We start from the raw sequence: 16,110 nt of genomic DNA, 5'->3' as shown, positions 1-16,110 counted from the left end.
GGCCTGGTCGGGGTGCTGGATGCGGAGGCGGGTCAGGCGTTGGAGGCGGTGTTGAGCCCGCTGGCCAAGCCCCGCCCCTCCGGCGAGCACGGGGTTGATGAGCGCGATCCGGCGCAGCGGTACGGCGACGCGCTGGCCGAGCTGGCCGACCACTCCCTGCGGGCAGGCAGCCTGCCCAGCGAGGGCGGTGAGAAGCCCCGCATGGTGGTCACCATCGGCCTGCGCGAGCTGTGCGCCGACGGGCTGCCGGGCGCGACCGGGCTGTTGAATCAGGATGTGCCGGTCACCGCCGAACAGGCGCGTCGCCTGGCCTGTGACGCGGGGGTGATCCCCGCCGTGCTCGGGTCGAAAGGCGAGGTGCTGGATCTGGGGCGCGAGCAGCGGCTGGTCTCCACAGCCCAGCGCCGCGCCCTCGCGTTGCGCGACGGCGGGTGCGTCTTCCCGGGGTGTGATCGGCCCGAGGGCTGGTGCCACGCGCATCACGTTCAGCACTGGAGCGAAGGCGGCCCCACCGACCTGCACAACCTCGCCCTCCTGTGCGGTGAACACCACCGGCTGATCCACCACTCCGAGTGGAACATCCACATGGGAAGCGGCGGCAAACCCTACTGCACCCCACCACCCTGGATGCGACCCCACATACCCCAACAACGGGCAGGACCGATGACTCGCGCACCCGCACGCGCTACGCTCGATGGGTGAAGATACGTCCGAGTAGTCGATACTCGGACGGTGTCGGTGCAGGCTACGGATTGCGTACATGTCGTGCACCGACCCGGCATCGGTAGCAAGCGCATCGGCACGGAACCGAATACGTGTGCCTCCTGCGGCGACACGTCGGTCCATCGCTCAGTCAGGGTGGAAACGGGTCAGTGAGCGGCACCGCCAACAGTCTCATCGATCCAGCCGTTCACGGCATCGAAGTACCGCTGTGAATCGGGTGCCTGATTGAGACTGTGTCCAGCCTCCGGCAACACGAAGCCGTCGACAGAAGGGGTGTTCGGCCCGAAGTGCGCTGCCTCGTCGGAGACGAGGGCTTCCGTGGAGTCGCAGTCGGTGCCACCCAGCGTGCTGCCAGTAAGTTCGTTGGTCTGCGGTAGCGACCCTTTCAACGGGGTGGCCACATCCTCCAGTGCTTCACCGATATCGCCACTCCCACCTGTAGCTGCTGGTGCTGCCGAGAAGTTCTCCTTGCAGAACAAGCTGTCCTCGCTACCTGCCACCAGGAATACGGGTACCCGCACGTCGAGCGGTCGATTGAGGATCAACGGGTAGTTCGCCAGTTCGGTGGCTGCATACGTGGATTTGTTCGCCTCGTCGTACCGGACGACCGCCGGGTCGACGGTCATCGGTTCGTAGAAGACGTTGCGACGGGTGTCGGGCAGCGTCGTCATGTAGCCTGGATCCACAGTACTGCCGAGGAAGTTCGGATCCGCGGCAGCCGGGTAGGACGCGGGTAGCACCAGCAGAGGCGCGGATACGGTGAGCTTCTCGAAGGCTGCTGTGAATACCGCCGCGTCGAGTCCCTGGCCGTAGTCTGTGGCCATGTACCAGCCGGTGAAGGTGCCGTATGAATGTCCAACATAGACGATATTCTCGAACGAGTCTCCATCCGGAGCGCTAATATCGCCACGGTCGATAGCTTGGACGACCTAGTGGACCGTATAGGCATTGGTGTCGATGTCGATCAGCGTCGACAACGGATGGGAGGACCTTCCGGAACCGATGCGGTCGATAGCGAGAGTGGCGTACCCGGCGTCATTGGCCGCCATGGAATAGTCGTAACGTGCGGTGCCTTCTGACGGGTCGGGGAAGTGCCAGTACTCGTGGGTGTAGGTGATGCCGTGCACCAGTACCTGGATGGTGTCTGGGGACTGCCCGGCCGGCACGCACAACCGGCCGAAAATGTGCTGGTTCTTCGGCGTACCGGCGCTCAGAGCGACCGGCACCGTGACATCCTGGCACTCGCGCTCACCGGAATCCGACTCCGCGATTGCTGGAGCGGTGCTCAGACCAGCCGAAAACACGATCGCCAGTGCGAAGCATGCGAGCTGTCGCCACGAACGTCTCCTGCGGTTGTCACCCATCGAAGGACTCCCTGTGCGGCGTGATCGCGTAGTCGGTCCGTCCTGAGATGGCGGGACTCTAGCACGGGTCGTTCCTGCGCGCAGGACGGCCGCAGAGGCGGCCCGTGGTGACAGCTGACTTCGCGAGGGCGATCCCGCTCGTGCAACAGCGCTGGGGCCATGCGCCGGTGGCAGCCGTTACGAGCACGTTGGACCGTTCTCGTCGGCGGGAGCGATGAGATACTCGGCGGATACCCGCCGAGTCGCTTACGTCCCCGCGCCTGCCTCGTTCAGCCACGGGTAGCGCTGCGTGTCCTTGCCAGCGTAGTCGGGGTCGAGGTAGATGAAGCAGCGCTGGATCGTCCAGTCGCGGATCTCGAAGACGTCGCACCAGCGTCCCGCCGCCCACTCCGGGACACCGGCGCGCCACGCGCCGTCCTGGTGCTCGCCGTGGCTCGTGCCTTCGGCGACGATCGTGTCGCCGCCGGAGAAGATCCAGTTGAACGTCGCGTAGTCGTGTTTGATGCTGTTCAGCGTTCCACCGATATCGCCGAAGAGTTTCCCGATCTCTTTCCGCCCGTTGGCCAAGCCCCATTTCGGGAAGAACACCTGGGCGTCCTCGGCGAACAAGTCGAGAATGCTTCCCCCCGTGCTGGTCACCCCGCCGTTGTCGAACGCCTTGAGGTACTCCAGCGCGACGGACTTGCGTTGCTCGTCGGTCATCGTTCCCGTCGTGATCGCCATGCTCACTCCTCCCACATCGCAGGCTCCCGCGCGCACGGCACCAGCACCGTGCGTGGCGCTGGAGCGGTCCTCGCCCCCTTGGTACTTAGCGTCCTCCGGCTGGCGGTGCGGCGCAACAGGTACGTCACCCGGTGCTCACGTGTCGGGCAGCGCGGAGGGGTGTCGCGCCAGGGGCGTCACGTCGATGTCGAGGTAGGGGAACAGCGGCAGGCCGGACAGGATGTCGTGCAGCTGCTCGTGCGAGTCGACGTCGAAGATGCTGATGTTGGCGTAACAGCCGGCGACCCGCCAGAGGTGGCGCCACGTTCCTGCGCGCTGCAGCTCGTGAGCCCGGGCCTTCTCGCGGCTCTTCAGATCTTCCGCGACAGCCGGGTCCAGATCGTGTGGGAGGTGCACTCGCATACGCACGTGAAAGAGCATCGGTTACCTCCTTGACGTTCACGCTCACCAGGTCATACGGGGGCGGTTCACGCCGTTCTTGACACACAATTGTGCTCTGCACCACACTAGCTGGTGACCGGATAGCGACCAATCCATACGCATTACGTACAGATTGGTGGAGAGGTGCTGTGCGGATCGATCCACGATCCCTTCGAACGTGCCTTGGTCATTTCGCCACGGGCATCACGGTCGTGACGTGCGACGCGGAGGGGGCGCCGCACGGTGCCACGGTCAACGCGTTTACCGCGGTATCCCTGGAGCCGCCGCTCGTGCTGGTGTCCGTCGACCGGAACACCAGGATCTGCAAGTACCTCGACGACCGGCCGTTCACAGTCAACGTGCTGCGCGATACGCAGGATGACGCGGCGCTGCACTTCGCGGGCAAGCCCATGGCCGAGGAGCCGAGGTGGGAACGCCCGGAGGAGGAGCTGGCCCCACAGCTCGCCGGCTCACTCGCCACCATCGCCTGCATGCCGTGGCGAAGCTACGACGGCGGAGACCACGTGCTCTACCTGGGCGAGGTCGCCACCTTCGAGTTCAACGGGGGCGAGCCCCTTGTCTTCTACTGCGGCAAGTTCCGCCGCCTCGGCACGGCATTCAGTGAGGTCCCGTGGCTGGAGTCCGGGGACTACCCGGGACTGTCGTGGTTCCCGTCGAGTTGACCACAACCGACAACGCCCAACGAAGGAGCTAGACGTGACCGCTCAGCAAGAAACACCTCCGCCCAGTACCGCGCACCGAGCAGCGCGTCCGATGACAGGCGATGAGTATCTCGAGAGCCTGCGCGACGGCCGCGAGGTATTCATCTACGGCGAGAAGGTCGATGACGTGACGACGCATCCGGCCTTCCGCAACGCCGCGCGGATGACGGCGCGGCTGTACGACGCCCTGCACGACCCGGAGAAGCAGTCGGTGTTGACGGCGCCGACCGACACCGGAAGTGGCGGCGTCACCCACCCGTTCTTCCGCACACCACGGTCCAGCGAGGACCTCTACGCGGACCGCGACGCGATCGCCGAGTGGGCGCGGTTGACCTACGGGTGGATGGGCCGTAGCCCCGACTACAAGGCGTCCTTCCTCGGCACGCTCGGCGCCAACGCCGACTTCTACGAGCCGTACGCGGAGAACGCCCGGCGCTGGTACACCGAGTCGCAGGAGCGCCTGCTGTACTGGAACCACGCCATCATCAACCCGCCGGTGGACCGCAACCGGCAGCCGGACGAGGTCAGGGACGTGTTCGTGCACGTCGAGGAGGAGCGCGACGACGGTCTGATCGTGTCCGGCGCGAAGGTGGTAGCGACCGGCTCGGCGATCACGCACTACAACTTCATCGCCCACTACGGGCTCCCGATCAAGACACGGGAGTTCGCCCTGGTCTGCACGGTCCCGATGAACTCGCCAGGCATGAAACTCATCTGCCGCGCCTCGTACGCGCAGACTGCCGACGTGATGGGCAGCCCGTTCGACTACCCGCTGTCCTCCCGGCTGGATGAGAACGACACGATCTTCGTGCTGGACAAGGTCAAGATCCCGTGGGAGAACGTGTTCATCTACGGCGACCCGGAGAAGGCCAGCACGTTCTTCCCGGGCTCCGGGTTCCTGCACCGGTTCACCTTCCACGGCGTGACCCGCCTGGCGGTCAAGCTCGACTTCATCGCAGGCCTGCTGATGAAGGGCGTCGAGGCGACGGGGACGAAGGACTTCCGCGGCATCCAGACCCGCGTCGGCGAGGTCATCGGGTGGCGCAACATGTTCTGGGCCATCTCCGATGCCATGTGCGCGCGGCCGGACGAATGGGTCGGCGGCGCTGTGCTACCGCATCTGGACTACGGGCTGTCCTACCGGTGGTTCATGACCGTCGGCTACCCACGGATCCGCGAGATCATCCTGCAGGACCTCGGCAGTGGCCTGATCTACCTGCCTTCGCACGCCGACGACCTCAAGTCGCCGGAGATCCGCCCGTACCTCGACCGGTACGTGCGCGGCACCGACGACATGGACGCCGTGGAGCGGATCAAGCTGATGAAACTGATCTGGGACTCGATCGGCAGCGAGTTCGGCGGCAGGCACGAGCTCTACGAGCGTAACTACTCGGGCAACCACGAAGGTGTGCGTGCCGAGCTGCTCTTCGCAGCGCAGGAGTCCGGCATGGCCGACGGCATGAAGGGCTTCGCCGAGCAGTGCATGGCCGAGTACGACCTGGACGGCTGGACCGTGCCCGACCTCATCAATCCCGACGGGTCCCGGTGAGCGGCATCCGCACGCCGGACCGGGACCAACGGTACGAGCGTCCGGAACTGTCCGGCACTCGGCCGGAAAGGAGCTGAGCATGTCGACTGAGCGCGTCGCTACGGTCGTTGGTGACCTCATCAAGCGCATCAACGACGCGATCGACGAGCACGAGGTGACCTACGACGAGTACCACGCGGCGATGAACTACCTCATCCGGCTCGGTGAGGCCGGGGAGTGGCCGCTGTTTCTCGACGTCTTCTTCGAGCACACCGTGGAGCGGCTCAACCAGGGCGAGGGCGGCACGATCGAGGGGCCGTACTACGTGCCGGACGCTCCCTGGCTGGAACGCCCGTACGTACTGCCGCAGCGCGACGACGAGAAGGGGGACGTCCTCATCCTGTCCGGGACGGTGCGTTCCACCGGCGGCCGGCCGATCCCCGGCGCGGTGCTGGACATGTGGCAGGCGGACGCCGACACGTACTACTCCAACGTGCAGGAAGGACCCCCGCCGTACAACCTGCGCGGCCGGATGACCGCCGACGACAACGGCGAGTTCGAGGTGCGCACCATCGTGCCGCCGTCGTATCACCTTCCGCGCGGCGGGCCGATGGAGGAGCTGCTCAACGCGGCGGGCTGGCACGACTTCCGGCCGGGCCACCTGCACTTCATCGTCTCCGCAGACGGGTACACGCCGCTGATCACGCAGCTGTACTTCGAGGGTGACCGCTACCTCGACTCCGATGTCGCGAGCGCGGTCAAGCCGGAGCTGGTCCTGAGCCTGCGTAAGCACGACAGCCCTGAGGAGATGGAGGAACGGGGACTGAAGAAACCGTTCTTCACCACCTCGCACGAGTTCCGTCTGAAGCCGCAGGACGGGTAGGTGGGCCGGGTGGTCCGTACGCGATCGCTGGAGGGCATATGTGTCATCCCGAGGCCGTGAACGAGTCGCTGTCGGGGGTCGAGCGGCACGAGGTGGGTGTGCCGCTGCCCTCCGGCGAGCGGCTCCCCGGGTTGTGCTGCGTTCCGGAAGGCAGCAGTGGCCCCGGGGTGCTGCTGCTCTCGGACATCTACGGCAGGACCCCGTTCTACGAGCATCTTGCCGAACGCTTGGCCGCGCAGGGCTATGTGGCACTGCTCCCGGACTGCTTCTTCCGGCTCGGCCCGCTGGAGGAGGTCACCAGGGACGCCGCATTCGCCCGGTGGGGCCGTCTCGACGAACACCGCACGCTGGCCGATGTGGAGGCAGCTGTCGGGTGGCTGCGGGAGAACTCCCATCAGGGAATGTCGACGGTCGGGTTGCTGGGTTTCTGCCTCGGCGGCACGTTCGCCCTCGACCTGTGCGCGCGGCTGGAGAACCTGGTGACGGTGTGCTACTACGCCTTCCCGCGCACCAGGGCTGGACCGAACGCCGCGCCGAGGCCGATCGATATCGCCGGCTCGATCCGTGGTCCCATCCTGTCGTTCTGGGGCGACGAGGACTACATCGACCTGACCGAGGTCCGCGAGTTCTCCGACGCCATGGCCGCGCACGGCGCCGACTACACAGGCGAGATCTACCAGGGAGCCGGACACGGATTCCTGAGCGGGCTCGTGGAAGAGGGTTCCGGCAGCGCGGCGGCAACGGACTCCTGGGCAAGGACCCTGGACTTCTTTGCCACGCACCTCTCCGGAACGCGGGTTCGCTGAGGCGTACGGCCGGGCTCGGCCGCGTTCGCGGTCGACGACGCGTGTGAGGAGGACGTGTCACGATGACGCGCTTGACCATCGAGTCGGTGGAGACCACCATCGTCGATCTGCCGCTTCGCAGGCGCCACCGGTTCTCGGCGATCACCATCGACCACCAGAGTTACGTGCTCGTGCGCCTGCGCACGGCCGAAGGCGTCGACGGGATCGGTGAAGGGGTCGTTCCCGGCGGGCCGTGGTGGGGTGGCGAGTCCGTCGAGGGCATCAAGGTAGTGATCGACACCTACCTCGCGCCGCTCCTCGTGGAGCGCGAGGCGACCAGGGTCGAGCAGCTCCGGGCCGCGATGGACACCGTGGTGGCGGGCAACCCGTTCGCCAAGGCGGCGGTGGAGATGGCGCTGTTCGACGCTTGGGGCAAGGCGCTCGGCGTGCCGGTCTACGAGTTGCTCGGTGGGCTCTACCGCGAGTGGATTCCGGTGACGTGGGCTCTCGGCGCCGACGAGGCGAAGGTCGCCATCGAGGAGGTCGAGGCGAAGCTGGAGTCCGGTCTGCACTCCAGCTTCAAGCTCAAGATGGGTGCGCAGGACCCGGTGAGCGACGTGGCGCGTGTGCTCGACATCGCGCGCGGCGTCGCGCCCGGCACGAGCCTGCGGGTGGATCTCAACTGCGCGTGGGACGAGCTGACCGCGACACGCTGGCTGCCGGAGCTGGAGTCGGGCGGCATCGACCTGGTGGAACAGCCCGTGCCCGGCTGGAACACCGACGCCATGGTGCGGCTGGCCGCACTGCTGCGCATCCCCGTCATGGCGGACGAGAGCCTGTGGAGCCCGCACGATGCCCTGACCCTGGCCCGTACGGCCGCTGCGGACATCTTCGCGATCAAGATCGCCAAGTCCGGTGGCCTGACCATGGTCCGCAGGATCGCCGGTATCGCGGGCGCGGCCGGTATCGCCTGCCACGGCGGGACGACGATCGAGAGCACCATCGGTACCGCTGCCGGCGCGCAGCTCTACGGCGCCATCCCGGAGGTGACCGCGGGGTGTGAGCTGTTCGGTCCCCTGCTGCTCGCCGACGACATCGCCGTCGAGGACATCGAGTACCGGGACGGGCACCTGCGCGTACCGCAGGCGCCGGGCCTGGGGATCAGCATCGACGAGCGCAAGCTGCGCGCGTTCAGCCGCGCGTAGCGGAGCCGCTCGTCACCACCTTCAGCGCAGCTGGCCGCGGATCTCTCCCGCCGGGTGCTGCTCGGTGTGCACGTTGACGTAGATGTTCCCGTCCGCCAGCTCTGCGGCGAGGTCGGACATCGACCGGCCCTCCATCGGGCCGACGAGGTCGTCCTCGGTGACCGTGCCCGTGGCGAGCACGCCGTCGGTGCGACCCGGGATCGGCTCGGGCGGGGGCGAGTCGGGGTAGAGCCACACCACGACCGGACCGTTGGCGCCGGCCGGTGCCTGGTGCAGGTGCGCCATCGTGACGTCCTCGATGTTGGCCACGTTCAGCCGGTAGCGCAGCTGTGTGCCATCCCTGCTGAACTGGAGCTTGACCTGGCCCTGCGCGGCCGTGTCCACCGGCGGGACCTCCTCGTCCCCCGTGGCGTGCGCGGCGAAGTTGCGCTGCTCCGGCGGGTCGGCGTGGATCGCGGGCGCGGACGCGACGCTTGCCGCCGTCAGGACAACGCCGAGCAGCAGAGCGGGAACGCGCAGTGACCTCGCCCGGCGTTCCGGTGCGAGTGTGGCGGGAATTTTCGGTAAGTACCTCATATCCTGAAGTCGTATGCCGGGTACGCGCCGTTACGCCGGGACGAGCCGCGCGGGTACCGGGCAGGAACGCGACCGTGGACGTACCGCGCGAGTGAGGACGGTGATGGGAGTGCCCGACGCCGCGGCCGGGGTCGCGGGCGGTCTCGGACCGTCCGCGTGTGAGCCGGACAGGCCACCGTGGTGGCGGCGTTGGGCTGCCGGGAAGCGCTGGGACGTGCTGGCCGCGGTCGGGCTCGGTGGTGCGGCAGGAACCGGCGCGCGGTACGGGATCGCCGTGGGGATGCCGCACCCGGCGGGTGGATTCCCGTTCTCCACGCTGCTGGTCAACGTGCTCGGGTGTTTCCTGATCGGGGTGCTCATGGTGGTCGTCGCCGAGACGGTGGCCTCCCACCGGCTGGTGCGCCCCTTCCTGGGCGTGGGGTTGCTCGGCGGTTTCACCACGTTCTCCACCTACACGGTCGACACCGCCGAGCTGGTCATGGCCGAGCGCGCCGGTACGGCGCTCGCGTACCTGGCGAGCACCGTGCTGGCCGCACTGGCGGCGGTCGTGGCGGGTGTGCTCGTGACGCGCTGGATACTCAGGGCTGCACGGCGAATGTCCCGGAGGAGGGCCACATGACCGTGGTGCTGATGCTGCTCGGCGGCGCGGTGGGGGCCAACCTGCGTTACCTGATCGACCGGAGGGCGCAGCGATGGCGCGGCTCGCCGTTCCCGTGGGGCACGCTGACCGTCAACGTGCTGGGCTCGGTGGTCCTGGGCTTCGTCGCGGGCGGCGCGCTGTACGGGGTGGATGCCGAGGCGGTCCGGCTGGGGGTCGGTGTCGGCCTGTGCGGGGCACTGACCACGTACTCCACGTTCGGCTACGAAACCTTCCGGCTGGCGACCGAGGGTGCTCGCGCGCTGTCACTCGTCAACGTCGCCACCAACGTCCTCGCCGGTATGGCCGCGGCCGCGGGCGGCATCCTGCTCGCCGCCGCCATCTGGGCGTGACCGCCCGGCGAGGAGCGCTCCGGCGGCGCCGAGTAGGAGGACGGCTCCGACCCAGGCGAGGTGGGCGGTGAGGAACTCGTCACGGTAGTCCGGCAGGACGGGGCGCAGCAGCCGGTAGACCGGCGCGTCCACCGATGCGAAGCCGCTCACCCAGGTGATGGCGCGGGCGTAACCGTCCACGAGCAGCCCCGCATAGGTGAACGCGCCTGCCGCACCCAGCACGGTCGCGGCAACGCGCGCCACCCGCCCCGTGTGGGCCAGCCACACGAGGATGACCAGCAGCGCGAGCGGGAGCACGACTACCACCTGCCTGCCCGGCCACCAGAACCCGTGCATGGTCAGCGCGACGTAGGTGGCGACGAGCCACCCGGTCGCCAGCGGCAGCACCAACAGCGCCGTGCCGCGCGGCCGGGCCGCGAGGACGAACCCGAGTGCGGGCACCACCAGCAGCCAGGCCGGTTGCCAGGCCACCAGCCCGAACTCGCGGTCGGCGAGCAGGCCGACCAGCCGTAGCGACCGGCCGAGGTAGTCGGGATCGGTGCCCACGACGGAGAGCTCGCCGGACTCCTGGAAGTGGTCCCCGCTGGCATAGACCGTCAGCCCGCCCCACACCCGCAGGTGGACGGCCGCGTAGCAGGCGCCCATCAACGCCAGCACCCCGGCGGCCACCGCGACGTCCCGCCCGCGTCGCGCACGCCACCAGCGCACCAGGCCCAGGACCGCGAGGACGGCCGCGACCGGTACGTACTTCACCGACAGCCACGGGGCCGCGGTGACGGCCGCGGCGAGCAGCAGCGCGTTCGCCCTCGTGGGCATACCGGTCAGCGCGGTCACCCCGAGCAACACGACGAGCGCGGCGGGCAGCTCCGGGTAGAGCTGCTGGCCGTAAACCGCGAGGGGAGCCGATGCGGCGGCCAGCCCCGCGCCGACAGCGGCGAGCCGGAGCGGCACGGCGAACCGGCGCACGGCCAGCCACAGCGTGAGGCCGGCAAGGAGACCGGACAGCAGCGCGAGCGTCGTCTTCGCGGCGACCCAGCCGCCCAGCCCCATGGCTGGGGCGAGCAGCAGTGGCAGCAGCGGGTCGTGCGGGCTGATGCGCCTGCCGTCCGGCATCTGCGCGGACTGCTCGGGCGGCTCGACGTCGGCGAACGGGCGCCACCGATGCCCGGCGAGCTCATCGGAGATGTCCAGGTCGCCGTCCTCGGCGAGGGACAGGGCGGTGAGCAGGTACTGCGTCTCGTCCACAGCGACGTGCGCGCCGAACGTCGCGCGCACACCGATGCCGAGCGCCGCGGACAGCACGGCGAGGACGGCGACCGCAACGATCGCCGCGCGCAGCCGGGACGGCCGCACGGCTACCCGGCCGGGGCGAGAACGGGATCGGTGCTCGCCGCGGCCTGCCGTGCGATGAGCTCCGCGAGGTCGGTGCGCGGCACCCAGCCGAGTAGCTCGCGCAGGCGGCGCGTGTCGGCCAGCGTGTGCGCGACGTCGACCTGAGGGGCGGGCACCACATCGGTGACGACGTCGACGCCGAGCACCCGGCCCACGGTCCTCGCCATCTCGGCCAGCGAGTGGCAGGCACCGGTACCCAGGTTCACCGTGCCGGTCGACTCCACCCGCCCGAGCTCGGCCAGCGCGCGGACCACCTGCATGACATCGGTGAGGTCCCGGGTCCGCTCGGGGGAGCCGAGCAGCCGCAGCGGCCGCCCTGCGCGGGCCGACTCGATCCACCGTGCCAGGCCCATGCCGGGACGTTGCCCCTCGCCTGCCACCGTGAACGGGCGCACAACCAGGACGTCCCCTCCCGCGGCATGCCGCAGGGCGCAGCGCCGCTCGACGGCGAGCTTGCTGCCGGCGTAGCTGCCGCGCGGGCGGGGCGTGTCGCCCTCACTGCTCGGCCGCCCCGGTCGGCTGCCGCCGTAGACCGAGGACGACGAGGTGACCAGCAGGCGGGTGTGCATCGGCACCGCGTGCAGGACCGCCTCGGTCGCGAGCACGTTGTCGCGATAGCGGCGTTCGGCCACACCGGGCCGCTGATCGCGCACATCCGTGCTGCCCGCGAGGTGGAACACCACGTCCGCATCGGCGAGCGCCTCGTGGACAAGGGGGTCGCCGTCCAGCAGGTCGGCCGTGACCGGTACCAGGCCTGGCTGGGGTGCCTGCGCCGCGCGGTCGATCCCGACGACGGTGCCGTGGCCGGCGAGACGGCGGACCAGTGCCCGCCCGAGGAACCCGGCTGCACCGGTGACGACCACGCGCACGCCTGCTCTCCTCTCGTCGGCAACGGGCTACTAAGGTTAGCCTTACGCTACATTCCGGTCGAGCCGCGGGGAAGTGAGGGCGATCACTCGTGCGATGGGCACGCTTGGCGGTCGGCCTCCTGGTGCTCGCGCTAGCCGTCGGCTATCTGGTGCGCGGCCTCGGCGACGCCGACCCGGTCGGGGAGGTGGCCGAGTTGGTGCGCGCGATGCTGGCCGACCCGGCAGGCCCGGCCCTGGCGATCGGGTGCTACGCGCTCGCCTTCGCCCTGCGCTCGTGGGCGTGGTGCGCGGTACTGCCGGGCTTGCGGTTCGGGCAGTCCTGGGCTGCGTTGCACGTCAGCCTGCTCGGCAACCACGTCCTGCCGCTGCGGCTCGGTGAGGTGCTGCGGGTGACGAGCGTGCTGCGCCGCACCGAGCTGTCCCGCGGGCCCGTGCTGGCCTCGGCCGTGACGCTGCGCGCCGGGGACCTGGCCGCTGTCGTCGTGCTGGCCCTGCTGGCGGCGCCCGCGCTGGTCCCGCGACTCATCGGGGGCTGGGGTTGGCTGCTCGCCGCCGCGGGGTTGTGCGTCGCCGGTGGTGGCGTGGCGTGGTCGTGGCGGTTGGTCCGGCGCGGGGCGGCGTTGCGGTTGCCCTCGCCGTGGGTCGTGCTGGCCGTCGTGGCGGCCTGGGGGCTGGAGTCGGTCGTGATCTGGGAGGTCGCCAGGATCGCCGGGTTCCCCCTCTCGGCGTCCGAGGCGCTGGCGGTGACCTCGGTGACGATCGTGGTCCAGACCGTCGCGGTCACGCCGGGAGGGTTCGGCTCCTACGAAGCCGCGGCCACCGCCGTGCTCGGCGCCATCGGTGTACCGGCAGGCGCGGCGTTCGGGACCGCGCTGGTGACACACGTGGTCAAGACGGTCTACGCGCTGGCAGTGGGGGCGGTGGCGCTGTTCGCTCCCGCGCCGTCGTACTGGGGATGGCTGCGGTTGCCGCGTCGCCTGCCTGCCCGGCCTGCCAGGGAGCCGGTCGCCGACGACGCGCCCGTGGTGGCGTTCCTCCCGGTGCACAACGAGGCGGCCAGCATCGGCCGTGTGCTGGCCCGGCTGCCGGAGCGGGTCGCGGGCAGGCCCCTGGCCGTCGTCGCCGTCGACGACGGCTCGGCGGACGACTCGGCGGCCCGGGCGGCGGAGGCGGGCGCCACCGTCGTCGCGCACGGGGTCAACCGCGGGCTCGGTGCCGCGGTACGGACCGGGCTGGCCGATGCCGTGGCGCACCGCCCGGCTGCCGTGGTCTACCTGGACGCGGACGGGGAGTACTTTCCCGAGGACATCGACAGCGTCGCTGGCCCGGTACTCGCCGGTACGGCCGACTACGTCGTCGGCTCGCGGTTCGCGGGCGAGATCCGGCGCATGCTGCCGCACCGCAGGGCCGGCAACCGCGTTCTCACCGTGTGGGTGCGGTGGCTGACCCGCAGGCGGGACCTCACGGACGGGCAGAGCGGCTACCGGGCGTTCTCCCCGGAGGCAGCGGCGGCCGCCGAGATCGTGCACGACTACAACTACGCGCAGGTCCTCACCCTCGACCTGCTCGCCAAGGGCTTCGCCTACGCCGAGGTGCCGATCCGGTACACCTTCCGCGACACAGGGACCTCGTTCGTCAAGCTCGGTCGCTACCTGCGCCGGGTCGTCCCCGCCGTGCACCGGGAGCTCAATGCCGACCGGCCGCGCGGCGGGCTGCTGCGTGCGCAGGGCTCGGCCGCGCGCTAATCCTCGACCACGTGGTTCGCGAACCGCCTGCGGGCGGCGTGCCACGACTCCGTGTCGAACGAGTCGCCGCGCGCCGCGTGCCCGCGCAGTGCCGCCACCGCGTCGTAAGCCATGGCCAGCGCGTGGTGGGTGTTGTCGTGTGCGAACAGCCCGAGCCTGCCGAAGGTCGTCACCCGTGGCAGGGTGTCCGCCCACGCGTCCACACCGGCCAGGTGGTCCCGGTATCCCGTGCGGTAGATCGGGTAGACATGGCGGAGCCGCCGCACGTGCACCCCCGCGGTCCGCAGTGGAGGGAGATCGCAGCCGGTGACCGCCTCACTCACCAGCTCCGCCAGCTCCTCGTCGGAGGAGCTCCACAACGAGTCCCCTGCGTCGCAGGGGATCTCGGCGCACAGCACCGTCCTGTCGTGCGGGTCCCGCGAGCTGTCCCGGTAGTTGGCGGGCTCGGAGATGCGGGTGATTGGCGTCCCCGGCTGCGGCAGGTAGTGCGCGTCGAACCGGGTCCACGGCCGGGCACCGCCGTGGGTGAGGTAGACCAGCACCATGGAGCGGAACTCCAGGCGTGCGGTCGACTCCAGCGCCGCCTCGTCCGGCGCCGGAGTGGTGATCCGGCCGAGGATCGGCAGCGGGATCGTGCTGAACAGCTGCCCGGCGCTCACGCGTTCCCCGCCCGCCGTGGTCAGCTCGACCCGGTCGTCGCCGGTGTCGATGCCGGTCACCTCGGTGTCGCACCGCAGGCTCGCCCCGGCTGCCACGGCCGCGTCGGCGAGCGCCTCGACGATCTGCCCGAAGCCCCGGCGCGGGTAGTAGAACACCCGCCCCTGCCCGGTACCGCGCCGCACGCGCAGCATGCGCTTGGCGATCTTGACGGGAGTGTCGGCCGTCACCCGGCGCCGCGCCTGTTCTGGGTCGATCTGCTCGCCGGGCAGGCCCCACAGTTTGACGGCGTACGGGCCGTACAGGGCCTCGTAGAGTGTCGGGCCGAGTCCCGCCCGCAGCGCGGCGGCATAGTGGCTCGGGTTGCCGTCCCGTCGCAGCGGCGCACCAGCCGCGTCGCGCGCCACCTTCGCGATCATGCCCGGCGGCAGTGACCGTGCCAGCTCGGCCGGTCGCAGCGGGAAGCCCACCCAGCGGCCGGCGACCCGCAACCGGCCGTTGCGCTGGCGTCGCTGCAGGTCGTCACCGAGCAGTTCGTGCAGATCACCCAGGATCCGCCTGTCGATGCTCGGGTGGAGCCGGTGGCTGCCGTGGTCGACGCGCACGCCGTCCACGGTGAAGCTGGCGGCCATGCCTCCCACGGCGTCCGCACGTTCCAGGACGGCCACGGAGTGGCCCTGACTGGCTGCCCGCCACGCGGCCGCCAGGCCGGCAGGTCCTGCCCCGAGGACGGCGAGATCCACGTTCATGGCCGGGCGCCTCAAGCCGGGCGCCTCAACCGGATGACTCGAGCTGCACCTCGGTGAACTCGACCTCCGCGCCCTCGGTCAGCGCCGGGTCCCCGTCCTGCTCGCCGTGGCGGAGGAACCGTGGCGGCTCGAGCGTGACGCGCAGCGTGTACTCGCCTTGTTCGGGCACCGCGAAGTTGTTCCCGTAGTGGAAGGCCTCGCCGTAGAAGAACTCCAGGTCGTTCGCGTCGACCACCCGGCCGTCCCCGTCGAGGATCTCCACATGGATGGGCACCTCCGGGACCACCCGGCCGGAATCGGCCTCGAACGGGACGACCTCGATGTGATGGGTCTCGTCACCCGCGGGCTCGCGGTACCGCACGTCGTCGCCCTCGGAGGCGTGCCAGCCCTCGGCGGGCTCGACGATGTAGCCGATACGCCACGGGCCGGACTCGGTCTGGCCGCCCTCATCGGCGATCTCCTCGGCCAGGTGGGCGTACTGCCTGGCAACGCCCTCGGGCACGCCTCCCGGCTCGGACCCGCTGGCGGAGGCCGACCCGCTGCCGGACCCGGAGCCACTGCCGGATCCCGAGTGGCTGCCCGACCCCGAGTGGCTGCCCGACTCCGAGCCGTCACTCCCTTCGAGCTCGCGGACCTCAGCGCCGTCGTCGGCGCACCCGGCGAGGAGGACGCCGAACGCGGCGAGGCACGGTACGAGTCGGCGGTACGAGGCTGTTCCGGTGTTCATCGGCTTCCTTCTCTGTGTGCGCACGTCCTGAAACCCGGTCGAGACGCCGGTC

18 protein-coding genes are annotated in these 16,110 nt (G+C 69.8%); 9 read left to right on the top strand and 9 right to left on the bottom strand.

Features of this window, described 5'->3' with window-relative positions:
* On the top strand, window positions 1-702 hold a 702-nt coding region (locus tag CHB84_RS06470; protein ID WP_141134588.1), incomplete at its 5' end, for an HNH endonuclease signature motif containing protein.
* 167 nt (window positions 703-869) lie between these two features.
* Here CHB84_RS06470 and CHB84_RS06465 read toward each other — a convergent pair.
* From CHB84_RS06465 to catC, 4 genes are all read right to left on the bottom strand, one after another.
* Window positions 870-1,592 (bottom strand): alpha/beta hydrolase family protein, encoded by a 723-nt coding sequence (locus tag CHB84_RS06465; RefSeq protein ID WP_342743932.1) that lies wholly within the window; start codon window positions 1,590-1,592, stop codon window positions 870-872.
* Between the two features lie 60 nt (window positions 1,593-1,652).
* The gene (locus tag CHB84_RS06460) at window positions 1,653-2,087 is read right to left on the bottom strand and encodes an alpha/beta fold hydrolase (protein WP_089300570.1); all 435 of its coding nucleotides are present in this window, start codon (window positions 2,085-2,087) and stop codon (window positions 1,653-1,655) included.
* Between the two features lie 246 nt (window positions 2,088-2,333).
* Window positions 2,334-2,810, bottom strand: coding sequence for a nuclear transport factor 2 family protein (locus CHB84_RS06455; protein ID WP_089300569.1), 477 nt, complete (start codon window positions 2,808-2,810; stop codon window positions 2,334-2,336).
* Window positions 2,811-2,945: 135 nt separating this feature from the next.
* On the bottom strand, window positions 2,946-3,230 hold the full coding sequence (catC, locus tag CHB84_RS06450) for a muconolactone Delta-isomerase (RefSeq protein WP_089300568.1): 285 nt from the start codon (window positions 3,228-3,230) through the stop codon (window positions 2,946-2,948).
* 149 nt (window positions 3,231-3,379) lie between these two features.
* Between catC and CHB84_RS06445 the strand changes: the two genes are divergently transcribed.
* From CHB84_RS06445 to CHB84_RS06425, 5 genes are all read left to right on the top strand, one after another.
* On the top strand, window positions 3,380-3,913 hold the full coding sequence (locus CHB84_RS06445; RefSeq protein WP_089300567.1) for a flavin reductase family protein: 534 nt from the start codon (window positions 3,380-3,382) through the stop codon (window positions 3,911-3,913).
* 91 nt (window positions 3,914-4,004) lie between these two features.
* Entirely contained in the window at window positions 4,005-5,501 is a 1,497-nt protein-coding gene (locus CHB84_RS06440; protein WP_089300566.1) for a 4-hydroxyphenylacetate 3-hydroxylase family protein, read from the top strand.
* Window positions 5,502-5,580: 79 nt separating this feature from the next.
* Window positions 5,581-6,363, top strand: coding sequence for a dioxygenase family protein (locus CHB84_RS06435; RefSeq protein ID WP_089300565.1), 783 nt, complete (start codon window positions 5,581-5,583; stop codon window positions 6,361-6,363).
* A gap of 38 nt (window positions 6,364-6,401) precedes the next feature.
* Window positions 6,402-7,169, top strand: a complete 768-nt coding sequence (locus CHB84_RS06430; protein ID WP_089300564.1) for a dienelactone hydrolase family protein — start codon at window positions 6,402-6,404, stop codon at window positions 7,167-7,169.
* A gap of 62 nt (window positions 7,170-7,231) precedes the next feature.
* The gene (locus CHB84_RS06425) at window positions 7,232-8,353 is read left to right on the top strand and encodes a muconate cycloisomerase family protein (RefSeq protein WP_089300563.1); all 1,122 of its coding nucleotides are present in this window, start codon (window positions 7,232-7,234) and stop codon (window positions 8,351-8,353) included.
* 21 nt (window positions 8,354-8,374) lie between these two features.
* Here CHB84_RS06425 and CHB84_RS06420 read toward each other — a convergent pair whose 3' ends face one another.
* Window positions 8,375-8,929 carry a CHRD domain-containing protein gene (locus tag CHB84_RS06420; protein WP_089300562.1) on the bottom strand — a complete coding sequence of 185 codons (555 nt, stop codon included), beginning with the start codon at window positions 8,927-8,929 and terminating at the stop codon, window positions 8,375-8,377.
* Window positions 8,930-9,032: 103 nt separating this feature from the next.
* Here CHB84_RS06420 and CHB84_RS06415 point away from each other — a divergent pair, with 103 nt between their 5' ends.
* Together CHB84_RS06415 and crcB are read left to right on the top strand one after the other, a co-directional pair.
* The gene (locus CHB84_RS06415) at window positions 9,033-9,548 is read left to right on the top strand and encodes a fluoride efflux transporter FluC (RefSeq protein WP_089300561.1); all 516 of its coding nucleotides are present in this window, start codon (window positions 9,033-9,035) and stop codon (window positions 9,546-9,548) included.
* Window positions 9,545-9,919, top strand: coding sequence for a fluoride efflux transporter CrcB (crcB, locus tag CHB84_RS06410; RefSeq protein ID WP_089300560.1), 375 nt, complete (start codon window positions 9,545-9,547; stop codon window positions 9,917-9,919). The genes CHB84_RS06415 and crcB overlap by 4 nt, the downstream gene beginning before the upstream one ends.
* On the opposite strand, the gene CHB84_RS06405 is transcribed toward crcB, so the two are convergent.
* A complete protein-coding gene (locus tag CHB84_RS06405; RefSeq protein ID WP_089300559.1) occupies window positions 9,833-11,272 on the bottom strand; it encodes a hypothetical protein in 1,440 nt (479 codons plus the stop codon). The genes crcB and CHB84_RS06405 overlap by 87 nt on opposite strands.
* A gap of 2 nt (window positions 11,273-11,274) precedes the next feature.
* Window positions 11,275-12,180 carry an NAD-dependent epimerase/dehydratase family protein gene (locus tag CHB84_RS06400; protein ID WP_089300558.1) on the bottom strand — a complete coding sequence of 302 codons (906 nt, stop codon included), beginning with the start codon at window positions 12,178-12,180 and terminating at the stop codon, window positions 11,275-11,277.
* A gap of 104 nt (window positions 12,181-12,284) precedes the next feature.
* On the opposite strand from CHB84_RS06400, the gene CHB84_RS06395 reads away from it, so the two are divergent.
* Window positions 12,285-13,925 (top strand): lysylphosphatidylglycerol synthase domain-containing protein, encoded by a 1,641-nt coding sequence (locus CHB84_RS06395; protein ID WP_176439810.1) that lies wholly within the window; start codon window positions 12,285-12,287, stop codon window positions 13,923-13,925.
* Here CHB84_RS06395 and CHB84_RS06390 read toward each other — a convergent pair.
* Entirely contained in the window at window positions 13,922-15,331 is a 1,410-nt protein-coding gene (locus CHB84_RS06390) for a protoporphyrinogen/coproporphyrinogen oxidase (protein ID WP_089300556.1), read from the bottom strand. The genes CHB84_RS06395 and CHB84_RS06390 overlap by 4 nt on opposite strands.
* Window positions 15,332-15,356: 25 nt before the next feature.
* Complete coding sequence (locus tag CHB84_RS22300) at window positions 15,357-16,058, bottom strand: iron transporter (protein ID WP_176439809.1); 702 nt, start codon at window positions 16,056-16,058, stop codon at window positions 15,357-15,359.
* Window positions 16,059-16,110 lie beyond the last annotated feature (52 nt).

The organism is Haloechinothrix alba (genome assembly GCF_900188115.1).
Taxonomy (GTDB): Bacteria; Actinomycetota; Actinomycetes; order Mycobacteriales; family Pseudonocardiaceae; genus Haloechinothrix; species Haloechinothrix alba.
The sequence above is the reverse complement of the archived record's forward strand: the minus strand, read 5'-3'. Positions and strand labels throughout refer to the sequence as shown.